This is a genomic window from Streptomyces roseirectus, assembly GCF_014489635.1.
Taxonomy (GTDB): Bacteria; Actinomycetota; Actinomycetes; order Streptomycetales; family Streptomycetaceae; genus Streptomyces; species Streptomyces roseirectus.
This window is the reverse complement of the sequence record NZ_CP060828.1, coordinates 6,771,545-6,785,879: the sequence shown is the minus strand read 5'-3', so window position 1 is coordinate 6,785,879 and position 14,335 is coordinate 6,771,545. Positions and strand designations below refer to the sequence as shown.

The 14,335-nt window shown below is 71.5% G+C and carries 8 protein-coding genes; 5 read left to right on the top strand and 3 right to left on the bottom strand.

The features are described from left to right. Positions 1-86 precede the first annotated feature (86 nt). From IAG44_RS29045 to IAG44_RS29030, 4 genes are all read left to right on the top strand, one after another. Complete coding sequence (locus IAG44_RS29045) at positions 87-2,021, top strand: hypothetical protein (protein WP_187750024.1); 1,935 nt, start codon at positions 87-89, stop codon at positions 2,019-2,021. Positions 2,022-2,104: 83 nt separating this feature from the next. Then, the gene (locus tag IAG44_RS29040) at positions 2,105-3,013 is read left to right on the top strand and encodes a metal-dependent hydrolase (protein ID WP_187750023.1); all 909 of its coding nucleotides are present in this window, start codon (positions 2,105-2,107) and stop codon (positions 3,011-3,013) included. Beyond that, on the top strand, positions 3,013-4,041 hold the full coding sequence (locus IAG44_RS29035; protein ID WP_187750022.1) for a PDR/VanB family oxidoreductase: 1,029 nt from the start codon (positions 3,013-3,015) through the stop codon (positions 4,039-4,041). Before IAG44_RS29040 ends, IAG44_RS29035 begins: the two co-directional genes overlap by 1 nt. A 56-nt stretch (positions 4,042-4,097) precedes the next feature. Then, positions 4,098-4,787, top strand: a complete 690-nt coding sequence (locus tag IAG44_RS29030) for a TetR/AcrR family transcriptional regulator (protein WP_187750021.1) — start codon at positions 4,098-4,100, stop codon at positions 4,785-4,787. 37 nt (positions 4,788-4,824) lie between these two features. On the opposite strand, the gene IAG44_RS29025 is transcribed toward IAG44_RS29030, so the two are convergent. The 3 genes from IAG44_RS29025 to pulA form a co-directional block, all read right to left on the bottom strand. Further along, the gene (locus IAG44_RS29025; protein WP_187750020.1) at positions 4,825-5,187 is read right to left on the bottom strand and encodes a 5-carboxymethyl-2-hydroxymuconate Delta-isomerase; all 363 of its coding nucleotides are present in this window, start codon (positions 5,185-5,187) and stop codon (positions 4,825-4,827) included. 53 nt (positions 5,188-5,240) lie between these two features. Further along, on the bottom strand, positions 5,241-6,782 hold the full coding sequence (locus tag IAG44_RS29020) for a fused response regulator/phosphatase (RefSeq protein ID WP_246564568.1): 1,542 nt from the start codon (positions 6,780-6,782) through the stop codon (positions 5,241-5,243). 158 nt (positions 6,783-6,940) lie between these two features. Next, a complete protein-coding gene (pulA, locus tag IAG44_RS29015) occupies positions 6,941-12,355 on the bottom strand; it encodes a pullulanase-type alpha-1,6-glucosidase (protein WP_425508476.1) in 5,415 nt (1,804 codons plus the stop codon). A gap of 197 nt (positions 12,356-12,552) precedes the next feature. On the opposite strand from pulA, the gene IAG44_RS29010 reads away from it, so the two are divergent. Next, positions 12,553-14,319 (top strand): carbohydrate-binding module family 20 domain-containing protein, encoded by a 1,767-nt coding sequence (locus tag IAG44_RS29010; RefSeq protein WP_187750018.1) that lies wholly within the window; start codon positions 12,553-12,555, stop codon positions 14,317-14,319. Positions 14,320-14,335: the final 16 nt, after the last annotated feature.

The following is a 14,335-nucleotide window of genomic DNA, read 5'->3' as shown; positions in this document are numbered from 1 at the left end:
TGAATCGTTCCTCGAACAGCCGTCCCCGCAGGGGGGATTCACCCGCCCGGCGGTGACCTGTCGCCGGGCCGCTCGTTCTCCCGGACGTGCAGTCACAGGATGTCGCCCAGCGCCCCGCCTCCCGCTCCCCCCGCCCCGGTTCCGCCGGGCCGGCTCTCGACGTGGAGCAGGCCGAGGCCGCGCTCGTCGAGCACTATCCGCGCCTGGTGCGGCTCGCCTACGTGGTGCTGCCGCCGTCGCTCCCGAGGGGCCGGCGCGTCCTGACCGCGCACGCGCTCGTGCAGCGTGCCCTGCCGCGCAGGCGGGCCTCGGCCCCGGTGATCCCGGCGCAGTCGGCGGGGCGGGACGGCGATCCGGGGTACGCGTACGTGCGGCTGCGGGTCGTGCGGACGGCGCTGGAGGCGGGTCTGCCGCTGCGGCGGCGGGCGTGGCCGAAGCGGGCCGGGCTGCCGTCGCCGCTCCCCCGCGTATGGGGGCTGCGGCTGCTCCCGCGGGCGGGCGGGGCCGACGAACTCGCCCTGGAGCAGCGGCTGTCGGAGCTGGACGGGCCGGCGCGGGCGGCGTACGCGCTGCGCGGGCTGGAGAAGCTGGCGGACGCCGACGTCCGCAAGGTGCTCGGGGAGTGCGGGGTCGTCGCGGTCGACGCGGCGCTGCGCGAGGCGGGCGAGGTGGACGCGGAGTACGCGCTGCTCGACTCCCCCGGGTTCGACCCCTGCGTGCTCCAGGCCCGTCCGACGGATCTGATGCGCCGCCGCCAGCACGGCAGGGCGGCGCTCGCGGCGGGGGCCGCGCTGGTGGTGTGCGGGGCGCTGGTCGCGCTGCCCGGCGGCGGCTGGGGCCCGGACGGCGCGGCGGCCCCGGCGTACGCGAAGAATCCGGCGGCCGAGGCCGCGCTGGATCCCGGACGGCTGCTGAAGGTCTCCCCGGTCGCGTGGCGGACGTCGGCCCGCACGGATTTCTCGGCGTGGCCCGCGCGCGGTGAACTCACCGGTGACGAGGCCCTGTTGCGCCGCGCGCTCGCGGTGTGGGCGCGCCCCGGCGAGAAGGTCCACGTCTCCGCGACCCCCGCCACCCCGGCCGGCGGTCCGTCTGGCCCGCCCCAACTCCTGTACGCGGGTGCCGTGGACAACGTCCGCGTGGTGATCCTGTACGACGGGCTGCGGATCGTCCGGTACGCCGAGCCGAAGGACGGGACGGCCGGGGCCGCGCTGGACTTCGCGCGGGTGGACGGGGCGTCCGGCGCGGAGGCGGGCGCGGTGGTGCTGAGCCGCGCCGACGGCAACGTCCGTTATCTGACGGCGCCTTGGGTGACCGGGGCCGGTGAGCGGGACCTGTCGAAGCCGAGCGCCGGGGTGATGGATCTGACGCTCACCGGTGGGGTGACGTCGCCGATGGGCAGTCCGGCGACGCGGACGGGCGCCTGCACGGGCTGGAACGTCCTCCAGCTGACCGGCGGGCAGGGCCGTCAACTCCTCAGCGACCTCGGCGAGTTGGTGCCGGCGCGGCTGACGTCGGGCAAGCCGGGCGCCGGGCGGGACGTGACCGGCGTGGACGCCCTCAAGACCTGGGCGCCGTACGCGTGTTCGCTCGCGGACCTGCGCGCGGCGGGCGTCCGGGCCGTGAACGCCTGGCAGTTCGCGCGCCAGCCGCTGCCGGACGGGAGCGGGTCGGCGCAGTGGGTGTGCACGCGTGCGGAGACCTGGCGGGGTGACGGGACGCGGGCGAGCGCCCAGTTCCACACGCCGGGCGGGCTGTTCGGGGCGGTCGTGGCGAAGGCGGCGGACGTGCCGGCGTGCGGTCCGCGTGATCCGCACGTGCTGGCCGGGGCGCTGTGGAAGTCGAAGAAGGGGCACTGGTTCCTGATGGCCGCCGGGGACAAGGACACGCGGTCGGTGCGGACGGCGGGCGGGGTCAACGTGGCGGCGGAGGGCAACCTGCTGACCGTGCGGACCGAGCAGGGCGTGCAGGCCACGCTGGAGGGGACGCTGAAGGGCGGGAAGCCGGTCAAGGTGCTCCACTAGGGGCCGTCCGATGGGTCCCGGGCGTCGGAATTCGGTCGTGCACGGGGGTTCACCCCCGCTCTACCCGTCAGTACATTGACATTATGTCTAACAAGAAGGCCGCACGGGCACCCCGGCCGGTCGAGGGCGAGCAGGTCGACCTCAAGGCGCGGAAGGTGTCGTTCTCCTGGGAGGAGACCCCGCTGCACTGGGTGCCCGGGGACCCCTTCACCACGCACACCATCAACGTGCTGCACCTCCTGCTACCGGCGGGCGAGCGCTGGTTCGTGCACGTCTACCGGCAGGTGCTGCCGTACATCCGCGACGAGCGGCTGCGCTCGGACGTCGTCGGGTTCATCGGGCAGGAGGCCATGCACTCCCAGGCCCACGACGAAGTCCTCCCCCACCTGCGGGAACAGGGCCTCGACCCGACGCCGTACACCGCACAGGTCGACTGGATGTTCGAGAAGCTGCTCGGCGACCGCACCCTGCCGCCGGGACGGGCGCGGCGCTGGTGGCTGATGGAGCGGGTGGCGCTGATCGCGGCGATCGAGCACTACACGGCGTTCCTCGGGGACTGGGTGCTCAACGCCGGCGAGCTGGACCGGCGCGGCGCCGACCCGATGATGCTGGACCTGCTGCGCTGGCACGGCGCCGAGGAGGTCGAGCACCGCTCGGTCGCCTTCGACCTGTTCATGCACGTCGACGGCGGCTACCGGCGCCGGGTGCGGACCTGGGCGACGGCTTTCGCGACGCTGGTGTTCCTGTGGCAGCGCGGGGCCCGGTACTTCATGGAGAACGACCCGACCGTCCTGGACGGCAAGGCGAGCGTGAAGGCGTTCTACCTGAGCGGCCGGCAGGGCACCCTCCCGGCCACCGGCGACCTGCTGAAGTCGATCCCCCGCTACCTCAGCCACGCCTACCACCCCTCGCAGGAGGCGTCGACGGCGCAGGCCGTCGCGTATCTCGCCACCTCCCCCGCCGCGCTCGCCGCCGAGAAGCGGGCCGCCTGATGGCGCCCCGGGTGCGGACGGTCCTCGCGGTCGCCGGGGCCGCGCTGCTGGTGAAGCGCGCGCTGCGGCGGCGGATCCAGGCGTCCCCGCTGTGGCCGATGCCGGCGCTGGAGGAGCCGATCTCCGGGCGGCCCCGCACGCGCGGGCTGCGGCTGACGGTCGCGGCGCGCGAGACGGTCGCCGACGGCGTCGTCCAACTGCGGCTCGAAGGTCGGGAGTTGCCGCGCTGGGAGGCGGGGGCGCACCTCGATCTGGTGCTGCCGTCGGGGCTGGTGCGGCAGTACTCGCTGTGCGGGGACCCCGGGGACGCCTCGTCGTACACGGTCGCCGTGCGGCTCGTCGAGGACGGGCGCGGCGGGTCGCGCGAGGTGCACGAGGAGCTGCGGGAGGGCATGGAGGTCGAGGTGCGGGGGCCGCGCAACCGGTTCCCGCTGGTGTCCGGGGCGCCCGCGTACGTGTTCGTCGCGGGCGGTATCGGGATCACGCCGATCCTGCCGATGCTGCGGGCGCTGCCGGAGGGTGCCGCGTGGCGGCTGCTGTACTGCGGGCGGTCGCGGGCGTCGATGCCGTTCCTGGAGGAGGTCGAGAAGTTCGGGCCGGACCGAGTATCGGTCGTCGAGGGCAGGGCCGAACTCGGCGGGCTGCTCGGTGAGTTGGCGGAGGGGACGGCCGTCTACTGCTGTGGGCCCGAGGGGTTGGCGCGGGCGGTCGAGGAGCTGGTGCCCGGCGTGCGGCTCGAACGGTTCGGGGCGGTCGGTTCCGCCGGGTCCGCCTTCGAGGTCGAACTCCGGCGCAGTGGGCGGGTGTTGACGGTCGGGGCGGACTCCTCGGTGCTGGCCGCCGTCCGCGCGGAGCTGCCGGACACGCTCTACTCGTGCGAGCAGGGTTTCTGCGGGACGTGCCGGCAGCGGGTGCTGGAGGGGGAGGTGGACCACCGGGACGAACTGCTCACCGATCAGGAGCGCGGCGACTCGATGCTGATCTGCGTCTCGCGGGCGCGCGGTGGGCGGCTGGTGCTCGACATGTGAACGACCTTGCCGAGTGGGGCGGTTGAAGTGGGGTACCGCTCGGTAAAGTTGTCGGCATGACAACCGGGGTGCGGCGGAGAATGGGCGTGGAGGAGCGGCGGCAGCAGCTGATCGGGGTCGCGCTCGAACTGTTCGCCCAGCGCTCCCCCGACGAGGTCTCGATCGACGAGATAGCGGCGGCGGCCGGCATCTCGCGGCCGCTCGTGTACCACTACTTCCCCGGCAAACTCAGCCTGTACGAGGCCGCGTTGAAGCGGGCGTCGGAGGATCTGGCGAGCCGGTTCGCGGAGCCGCACGAAGGGCCGCTCGGCACCCGTCTGCTGCGGGTCATGCGCCGGTACTTCGACTTCGTCGACGACCACGGCCCCGGGTTCGCCGCCCTCCTGCGGGGCGGCCCCGCGGTGGGGTCCTCGACGACCAACGCGCTCATCAACTCCGTGCGCCAGAAGGCGTACGAGCACATCCTGTCCCACCTGGAGATCACCGACCCGCCGCCCCGGCTCGAACTCCTCGTCCGCTCCTGGATCTCCCTCGCCGAGTCCACGGCCCTCATCTGGCTGGACGGCAAGCGCATCCCGCGCGAGGAGCTTCAGCTCCAACTCGTCCACGACTTCGCCGCGTTGACGGCCGTGACCGCCGCGTACGACGAGGAGCTGAAGGAGCTGCTGCGCCCGGTGCTGGGCGGGGAGCCGGCCGACGGCCCGTTCGGGCTGCTGGTGACCCGGCTCATCGCGCTCGCGACGTAAACCCCGTTAGACGTAAGTCCCGTTACCGGTAAGGGACTTACCGCTCGAACTTCGTGTACGACGGGTCCAGGTCGCGGACTTCGGCGGAGGCGTGCAGGACGAGGCCGTCGGCCCCCAGGCCGGCGAGATGCTTCTTCAGCAACTCCAGCACGGCGGCGGTCAGTTCGGACTTGACCTCGGGGGTGCGGCCGGCGAGGAGGCCGATGGTCACGTGGACGACCGCGTGGCCGCCGTCCTCGTACCCGAAGGCGGTGTGCTCAGCGGCGCGGAACTGGGTCTTGCACGCCTCGGGGCGGGCGGCGGCGATCTCGACGGTCGCGGCGTGCAGGTCGCGGGCGAAGGCGGCGCGGTCGAAGGACGGGGTGAGGGTGGCCGAGTGGTCGACGGTGATCTGGGGCATGCGGGCTCCTCGGTAGGTGCGGGTCACGCCACCCTAACCAAGGGGGTGAGCGCTCACCGCAGTTGCAGGGCCAGCATCGCGATGTCGTCCTCGCGGCCGTCGGCGAAGCAGCCGAGGAGGAGGTCGCAGAGGGTGTCCAGGCCCTCGGGGGCGCCGGCGGCGGCCTGGCGGAGGCGGCCGAGGGAGACGGCGAGGTCGGTGCCCCGGGTCTCGATGAGGCCGTCGGTGACCATCAACAGGCGCTGTCCTGCGGCGAGTCGGAACTCGGCGGGCTCGGGGCGGGGCAGGCCGAGGCCGAGCAGCGGACCGGCCGCGTCGACGTACTCGGCGGTGCCGTCGCCGATCAGCAGCGGCGGGATGTGCCCGGCGTTGGCGACCCGGACCCGTCCGGCGTCCGCGTCGACCAGCATCAGGCAGAGCGTCGCGGTGAGTTCGGGGTGGTAGCGCTGGAGCATGTGGTCGAGGCGGGCGGCGAGGACGCCCGGGTCGCTGTCCTCGATGCAGTACGCGCGCAACGCGTGCCGCAGCTCGACCATGACCGTCGCCGCGTCCAGCGAGTGCCCGACGACGTCCCCGACGGCGACGAGCGCGCCGGCGTCGGTGGACAGCGCGGCGTAGAAGTCGCCGCCGATCTCGGCCTCCATCGAGGCGGGCACGTACCGCACCTCGACGTCGACGCCGGGCAGCTTGGGCAGCGTGTCGGGGCGGGGCAGGAAGCTGTGCTGGAGGGTGAGCGCGACATGCCGCTCGATCTGGTACATCAGCAGCGGCTCGGCGGCCAGCGCGGTCGCCTGGGCGAGCCGGGCGAGCAGGTCGTCGTCGCCGGGGTCGAGGTCGTGGACCGACGGCGCGGGCGTCGCCAGGCACACCGACGTACCGCCGTCGCGCGCGGGCGCGAGGACGAGGCGGGCGTCGTCGCGGACGCCGCGCCGGAAGTAGCCGGGCGGCCACAGCGCGGCGGGCACGACCACGTTCCGCGTCCCGGCCCGCCCCTCCACGAGCCGGTTCACCAGCCGGACGACCGTCCCGTCGGCCCCCTCGTCCGGCGGCACGACCAGCGCCCGCCCGCGCGGCAGCCCCCGGTACACCCGCCCCTGCGAGCCGACGACGAGGACGACGGCCGGCGTGCCGGTCAACCGGGCCGCGCCCTCGGCCGCCGCGTCGGCCAACTCCTGCACGTCGCGCGCGCTCTGCACGGTGACGATCGCCTCCGTGAGCAACGCCAGCCGCCGGGCCGCCTGTTCGGCGTCCCCGCGCTTGCGCGCCCCGCGCAGGGCCGCGCGGACGACGGCCTGGATCTCCATCGGGTCGGCGGGGACGGTGAGATACGCCTCGCCGCCCGCGTCGAGCCCCTTGCACCGGTCGAGGGGCGCGACGGCGGCGGAGAAGTGGACGACGGGCAGCGTGGCCGTGCGCGGCGCCGCCTTGAGCCGCCGGCACAGCTCGAAGCCGCTCATGTCCGGCAGGCCGACGTCGACCAGCGCTACGTCGAACCGGTCGCCCTCGCTCAGCCGTACGTCGACCTCGCGCAGGGCGTCACGGCCGCTCGCCGCGTCCACGACGCGGTGTCCGGCGCGGCGCAGCACGGCGCCCATGGCGTAGCGGCTGGCCGCCACGTCGTCGACCACCAGCACGGTCGCGCCGGCGTCGTCCTCGGTGATCCGCTGAGCGTCGACGGCCGTCTCCTCTCCCTGCACATGCGTGAGGCGAGCCGCACTTACCGATCCCTTGCGTTCAACAACTTACTGCGCCGTCAAGCCGTACGGGAGAAAATCGCTACCGTGCGCCCCGGAACGGCGAACGTGCCCGAAACCCGCTCGTAGCGCGCCCCCTTCACGGTAGGGTCCGCGCCCGCGCGCTGAACAGGGTGCAACCGGTAGTCGGCACCGGCGAGTTCGGCCACCTTCTGGTCCTGGACGTGCGGGGTCGCGTTGAAGACGACGACCAGGTCACCGAGGCGCATGGTGATCACGCCGGGTGTCTCTCCGGGGCCGGACAGCGGGAACGACAGGGCCGACTGGACCTGCGCTGTCGTGGTGAGGGAGAACGCCTCGTCCGTCGTACGGATCCTCAGCAGGTCGCGGTAGGCGGCGGACGCTCCCTCGATCTGGGGGCAGCCGACCTCGACGCTCGTCAACAGGGGTTTCGCGTAGGGCCACTTGTCGGCGTTGTCGGCGGCGGGTGGCAGGCCACGGCCGAAGCCGTTGCCGTCGGCGCAGTTCCAGTGGATCGCGTTGAACCAGTCGCCGCTGTCGTAGGAGTTGCGGTCCAGCGACTTCGAGCGCAGCAGGTCGGTGCCGGCTTGGGAGAGGGCGGGGCCCTGGGAGAGGAGGGCCGTCGCCAGCGCGAGGACCTGCATGCGGGCGCGGTCGTCGGGGCCGGTGCGGGCGGGGAGTTTGAACGCGAGGGCGTCGAACAGGGACTCGTTGTCGTGGGCGTCGGCGTAGGCGAGGGCGTCGCCGGGGGCGGACGCGTAGCCGGCGGGCTGTCCGTTGTAGTCGACCTGGGCGCCGGTGACCTCGCGGCCGTCGGTGTCGGTGAAGCGGTATCCGGCGAGGTTGCCGGTCAGGCCGACCTTGATGAGGTCCTGGTAGTGCAGGAGGCGGGCCTTCTGCTGGGCGGGGGTGCCGTTCGCCGTCGAGGAGTTGGGGTCGGTGTAGAGGCCGGAGGCGAAGCCCTGGACGCCGGGGTCGGCGTCGAAGGGGCCGCCGCCGCGCACGGCGTCCCGGGCCCGGTCGGAGAAGGTGGCGATGCCGGTGCCGGCCATGTTCCGCTGCGTGGCCTGCGTGAACCGGGCGTCGTCGGCGACCTCGCCGAAGTTCCAGCCCTCGCCGTAGAGGACGACCTTCTTGCCGTCCACCCCGTCCCTCTCAGGGGTGAGGGCGTCGAGGGCCTTACGGACGGCCAGGATGTTGGCCTTGGGGTGGTGGCCCATCAGGTCGAAGCGGAAGCCGTCGACCTTGTACTCCTTGGCCCAGGTGACGACCGAGTCGACGACGAGCTTGCCCATCATGGCGTTCTCGGGCGCGGTGTTCGCGCAGCAGGTGCTGTTCGCGACGCTGCCGTCGGGCATCAGCCTCTGGTAGTACCCGGGTACGACCTGGTCGAGGACGCTGGTGTCGGCCTGTCCGGCGGCGGCCGTGTGGTTGTAGACGACGTCCATGACGACCCGTAGACCGTCGTCGTTGAGCGCCTTCACCATCCGGCGGAACTCGACCGTGCGGGCGGTGCCGTCGGGGTCCGACGCGTACGACCCTTCCGGGACCGTGTAGTGGTACGGGTCGTAGCCCCAGTTGTAGGCGTCCCGCGCGGCGGCCCTGCCCACGCACTCCTGCTGTTTCTCCGAGTCGGCGGGCAGGGCGGCGAGGTCGCAGTCCGGGGTGGCCTGGTCGGCGCGGCGTTCGGGGATGGTGGCGATGTCGAACGCGGGGAGCAGGTGGACGTAGCCGGCGCCGGACTTCGCCAACTCCCGCAGGTGCTTGGAGCCGTCGCTGTTCTTGTCGGTGAACGCGAGGTACTGGCCGGGGTGTCGAGAGGTGCGGTCGGCGATCGAGAAGTCCCGGATGTGGAGCTCCTGGATCTGGGCGCCGCTCATGGGGGCGGCCTTGGGCTTGGTGTAGGTCCTCCAGCCTTGCGGGGCGAGGGAGTTGTCGTTCAGGTCGACGATCAGGCTGCGTTCGGAGTCGGCGGTCAGGGCGAGGGAGTAGGGGTCGGTGACGTGGTTGGTGACGAGCTGCCGGACGCTCGGGGCCCAGACCTTTACCGAGTACCGGTAGGGCTTGTTCTGCCAGGCGCGCGGGCCGGTGACTGACCAGACGCCGGTGGTGTCGTCGCGCTTCATGGGGACGGTCTTGCCGTCGAGGTCGAGGGCGACGGTCTGGGCGGTGGGGGCCCAGACGGCGAGCCTCACGGAGCCTTTGGTGAACGTCGGGCCCAGTTTCTCCTTGGTCGCGTCGTACAGGTCGTCCAGGGCGCCGGCGAGCTGGACGCCGGTCGCGGCGAGAACAGCACCTCCCCCAGTGCCGAAAGCCTGGGAGGTACCCCCAACCGCCCGTTGGGAGGCGACGAGTTGACCCCGTAGGGCCTCGCGGACGCGGGGTCGGTCGCGGGGGTCGATCGTCCAGGCCGTGTAGTCCTTGAGGTGGGGGTACTTGGCCTTCTGGGCGTCGGTGAGGGTGGTCTTCGTGAGGCGGAGCCAGCGTTCGTCGTCGCTGGTGAGGGTGGCGTTCTCGACCTTGATCGAGCCGGTGCGGGAGTAGAGGAGCTGGGTGGAGGCGGCGGCGTCGCCGCTGTTCCAGGCGACGGTGTTCCGGTCGAGCCAGATCGCCTTGGAGGTGGTCAGGTCGAGGGCCGCCGCGCTGCCCGCCGGTTGCGGGAGGAGGTACTTCTCCTGGCCGTTCAAGAGCCACACCTCGTGTCCGTCGGCCGTGAGGTCGAGCGACTGGTCGGTGGGGAGGTCCTTCTCGTCGCCCTTGTGGAGGATGTAACTGAGGCTGGTGGCCCCGGTGTTGAGGGGTACCTCGAAGACCGCGCCGTACGCGTCGGTGCGGGCCGGTTTCAACGGGGCCGACCAGTCGGTGGGGTTGGCGGCGCCGGTCCACACGTGCAGGCCCCAGCCGTCGTAGTTCCCGTCGGCCCGGTGGTAGTGCAGGACGGCCTTCGCCTTGTCCTGGGCCGGGTAGTCGGGGCGTTCGGTGGTGACGTCCGGCTTGCCCTGCTCGATCCAGACCTCGCCGGTCTTCGTGACGTCGATCGTGCGGTCGGTCGCCACGTCCTTGTCGCCGTCCTTGTCGACGACGAGGAAGCCGACGTTCGAGGCGCCGGGCTTCAACTTGACGTAGGCGAAGGCGCCGTAGGCGTCACGGCCGGTGAAGGGGTGACCGGCGGGCCAGGTCGTCGCCTCGCCGTCCGCGAGGTCGCCCCAGGCGTAGAGGCCCCAGTTCGCGTAGTCGCCGTCGGGGCGGTGGTAGTGGACGATCGCGTAGTCGCGGCTCGTCGCGGTGGGGGGTGTGTCCGTGGGCGGGGTGCCGGTGGTGGTGGAGGCGGTCGTGGAGGCTGTGCGGCCTTCCGAGTCGACGACAACCGCCTTGTAGCGGACGGGAGTTGTCGGGGCTGTTTCTTTGGGGATCGTCTGCGTGACCTTGTACGGGGCGTGGTCGGCCGAACCCAGGGTGCGCCAGGGGCCGTTGCCGGTCTGGGCGGCGAAGATCACGCGGTTGAGCTGTCCGCCGGTGACGTTCGCGGTGAGTTCTACGGTGCCGGTGGCGCCGGCCGGGGGTGCCGTCAGGGTGAGTTGCGGGGCTGAAGTCGGCTTCGCCAGGCCGCCCTTGAGGACGAGGGCCTTGCCGGGCGGGACGGTGAGGGTGACACGTCCGGAGGCGTCGGAGCGGACGGTGTCCTGCGTGCCGTGGATCCCCCGGAAGGTCATGCCGGGTGAGGTAGTCGCGAAGGTCGCGGTCTGGGGAGTGGTCGCGTTGTTGAGGGCGACGACGTACTCGGTGTGCCGGTCGGTGCGGGTGAAGGCGTAGACGCCGGGGCCGGTCGCGGCGTAGCGCTCGGTCTGGACGCCGTCCGTGAGGGCGGGGTTGGCCTTGCGGAGGCGGGCGAGTTCGGCGATCCGGCGGTAGAGGGGGGACGTCGGGTCGTAGGCGGCGCTCGCGTGGGTGCGGGCGGTGCCGATCTGGTCGTCGTCGAGGTAGTCGGGGGTGCGGGAGGCGAACATCGGCTGGCGGGCGTCCTTGTCGCCGCCCGCGCCGGTGAAGCCCTGTTCGTCGCCGTAGTAGATCACCGGGTTGCCCCGGCTGAGGAACATCAGCTCGTTGGCGAAGGTGTCCTTGGCGAGGAGTTCGGCGTCGGTGGCGTTCGGGTTGTCCCGCTTCAGGAAGTGGCCGATGCGGCCCATGTCGTGGTTGCCGAGGAAGGTGACTTGTTCGTAGGCGTTGGCCTTGTCGGTCGTGTATCGGTAATCGGCGCCGAAAACTTGCGCAAGGGCTTGCGCGCTGCCGCCCTGGGAGGCGTACTGGCGGGCCGCTTCCTGGAAGGGGAAGTCGAGGGTGGCGTCGAGGCGGCCCTGGGTGACGTACGGGGAGGTGAGGGCGGGGTCGGCCGAGTAGACCTCGCCGAACATGAAGAAGTCGGCGCGGCCGTGCCGGGCGGCGTAGGCGTCGAGGGCGGTCGCCCACCGCGTCCAGAACTCCATGTTCACGTGCTTCACGGTGTCGATCCGGAAGCCGTCGATGTCGAAGTCCCGCACCCAGCGTTCGTAGATCCTCTCCATGCCGGTGACGACCTCGGGGCGCTCGGTCCACAGGTCGTCGAGGCCGGAGAAGTCGCCGTAGGTGGTGGACTCGCCGGCGTAGGTGGAGTCGCCCCGGTTGTGGTACATCGTGGGGTCGTTGAGCCAGGCGGGGACCTTGGCGGTGCTCGCGGGTTTCGGGGTGCGCGGGAACGAACGGGCGTTCACCGGGGGGAACTTGCGCTTGCCGTCCGCGTAATCGGCGTCATCGAAGGGGCGGCCGTCCTTCGTGAGGTACGGGAAGGCGCCCTTGGAGAGGTAGTTGTAGGACTTGGGGTCGTAGTCGACGACGTCGGCGGTGTGGTTGGTGATGACGTCGAAGAACACCTTCATGCCCTTGGCGTGAGCCTTGGAGATGAGGGTTTCGAGGTCCTGGTTGGTGCCGAAGTGGGGGTCGACCTGGGTGAAGTCGGTGATCCAGTAGCCGTGGTAGCCCGCCGACACGTCGTTGCCCGTGCCCTGCACCGGGCGGTTCTTGAAGATCGGCGCCAGCCAGATCGCCGTCGTGCCCAACCCCTTGATGTAGTCGAGGCGTTGGGTGAGGCCCTTGAGGTCGCCGCCCTGGTAGAAGCCCTTGTCCGTGGGGTCGTAGCCGGTGCTCAGGCGTGAACCCGTGAGGCCGCCGCGGTCGTTGGCGGTGTCGCCATTGGCGAAGCGGTCCGGGAGGACGAAGTAGAACTGCTCGCGGGTCGCGTCGTGCCGGGCGGGTTCGGCGGCGAGTCTCGCGTCCGAGGGCGGGGCGGGCGGGGTGGACGCGTGGGCAGTGACGGGCGGGACGAGGGCAGCCGTGAGGGCGGCGAGAGAGGCGGCGGCGATCCGCCGGGGCCGTCGCGCAGTCACGGACAGCGGCGTCCGGGGCCATCTCGGTTTCACGGGCGGGAACTCCTAGCGCTTGCCTGACGGTTACGGCGGGTCCGACCCCGCGTGGACCGTATCGCTCACGCAAGGTTTACAGCAAGAGTCTTGCAATCGTCAGAAAGAATTTGCATCAGCACCTTGACGTGCCCGTCTCAACTGCCTCAGTCTCACGAATTGTTGAACAGTGATCCCTCATGTTCCGGAGCCGCGACATGAACCGACACCACCCCCCAGGTGTCCCCCACCGCACACTCCACCGCACCCTCCGCCTCACCGCCGCGAGCGCGCTCGCCCTCGCCGGTGTGGTCGCCCTGCCCGCCGCCTCCGCCCACGCCGACCCCACCAGGAAGGGCGACGTCATCGCCAACCTGTGGGAGTGGAACTGGGATTCGGTGGCCGCCGAGTGCACGGACGTCCTGGGCCCCGCCGGGTACGGCGCGGTGCAGGTGGCGCCGCCCTCGGAGTCGCTGAAGCAGGCGTCGGCCTACTGGTGGGACGTCTACCAGCCCTACTCCTACGGCCTCAACAGCCGGTTCGGCACGGCCGCGAAGTTCAAGGCGATGATCGACGCCTGTCACACGGCCGGCGTGAAGGTCTACACGGACGCGGTCATCAACCACACCGCCGCGCAGACCGGCACGGGCTACAACGGCACGACGCTCACCAGCAAGTACGACACTCCCGAGTGGGACCGCGCCGACTACCACGACGCGTCGAGCTGCCCCACCGCCGACCTCACCATCCAGGACTACGGGAACCTCACCCAGGTCCAGAACTGCGAACTCCTCGGCCTGCCCGACCTGAAGACCGGCACGGACCACGTCCGCACCGGCATCGCGAACTTCCTCAACTCCCAACTCGCCCTGGGCGTCGACGGGTTCCGGATCGACGCGGCCAAGCACATCCCCGCGGCCGACCTCGCGGCGATCGAGTCGAAGCTGACGGACACGACCTCGGGCACCGACCCGTACGTCTTCCAGGAGGTGTACCCCGGCTCGACTCCCCAGCCCGCCGACTACTACGCCTCCGGCGACGTCCTCGACTTCACCTACGCGAGCAAGCTGAAGTCCGCGTTCCAGGGCAACGTCAGCGACCTGGAGTCCCTGCCGTCCTCCGGCATCCTGCCCGCCGCCAACTCGGTGTCGTTCGTGACGAACCACGACACCGAGCGCAACGGGCTGCACCTGTCGTACAAGGACGGCGACGCGTACCGGCTCGCGAACCTCTTCCAGCTCGCCTACAAGTGGTCGACGCCGACGGTCTACGCCGGCTGGCAGTTCAGCCAGAGCGACCAAGCGCCCCCGAACTCGGGCGGGTTCGTCACCGACACGGACTGCGCCAACGGCTGGTACTGCCTCGACCGCGACCCCGCCGTGCTCGGCATGGTCGCCTGGCACAACGCCGTCGACACCGCCGCCGTCTCCGACTGGCAGACCAAGTCGTCGTCCGTGATCGGCTTCGGGCGCGGCGGTGCCGGGTTCTTCGCCCTCAACAACGGTTCCTCGGCGGCGACTTACACGTTCGCGACGGGGATGGCCGACGGGACGTACAAGAACGTCATCGACGGCGGGAACAGCACGGTCACCGTCTCGGGCGGCAACGCGACGCTGACGATCCCGGCGAAGAACGCGGTCGCCTTCCACGCCGGAGACGGTGGTGGCGGCGGTGGCGGGGGCGGGGGCTCCACGACGGTGAACGTGACCTTCGACGCGTACGCCACCACGTCGTTCGGCACCAACGTCTACGTCGCCGGTTCCCTTGCCGCGCTGGGCAGTTGGGACACCTCGAAGGCGGTCGCCCTCTCCTCCGCCGGGTACCCGGTCTGGTCGGGCACAGTGTCGGTCCCGGCGAACACGACCTTCGAGTACAAGTACATCAAGAAGGACGGCTCCGGCACGGTGACGTGGGAGTCGGGGACCAACAGGACCTACACGACGGGAAGTTCGTCGGGATACACGATCAGCGACACCTGGAAGTGAACACGGGCCGGCCCTC

Excerpts from the sequence above, each read along its gene's own strand:
- IAG44_RS29040 (WP_187750023.1), top strand. The coding sequence starts at position 2,105 with ATGTCTAACAAGAAGGCCGCACGGGCACCCCGGCCGGTCGAGGGCGAG.
- IAG44_RS29035 (WP_187750022.1), top strand. The coding sequence starts at position 3,013 with ATGGCGCCCCGGGTGCGGACGGTCCTCGCGGTCGCCGGGGCCGCGCTG.
- IAG44_RS29030 (WP_187750021.1), top strand. The coding sequence starts at position 4,098 with ATGACAACCGGGGTGCGGCGGAGAATGGGCGTGGAGGAGCGGCGGCAG.
- IAG44_RS29025 (WP_187750020.1), bottom strand. The coding sequence starts at position 5,187 with ATGCCCCAGATCACCGTCGACCACTCGGCCACCCTCACCCCGTCCTTC.
- IAG44_RS29020 (WP_246564568.1), bottom strand. The coding sequence starts at position 6,782 with ATGGGCGCCGTGCTGCGCCGCGCCGGACACCGCGTCGTGGACGCGGCG.
- IAG44_RS29010 (WP_187750018.1), top strand. The coding sequence starts at position 12,553 with ATGAACCGACACCACCCCCCAGGTGTCCCCCACCGCACACTCCACCGC.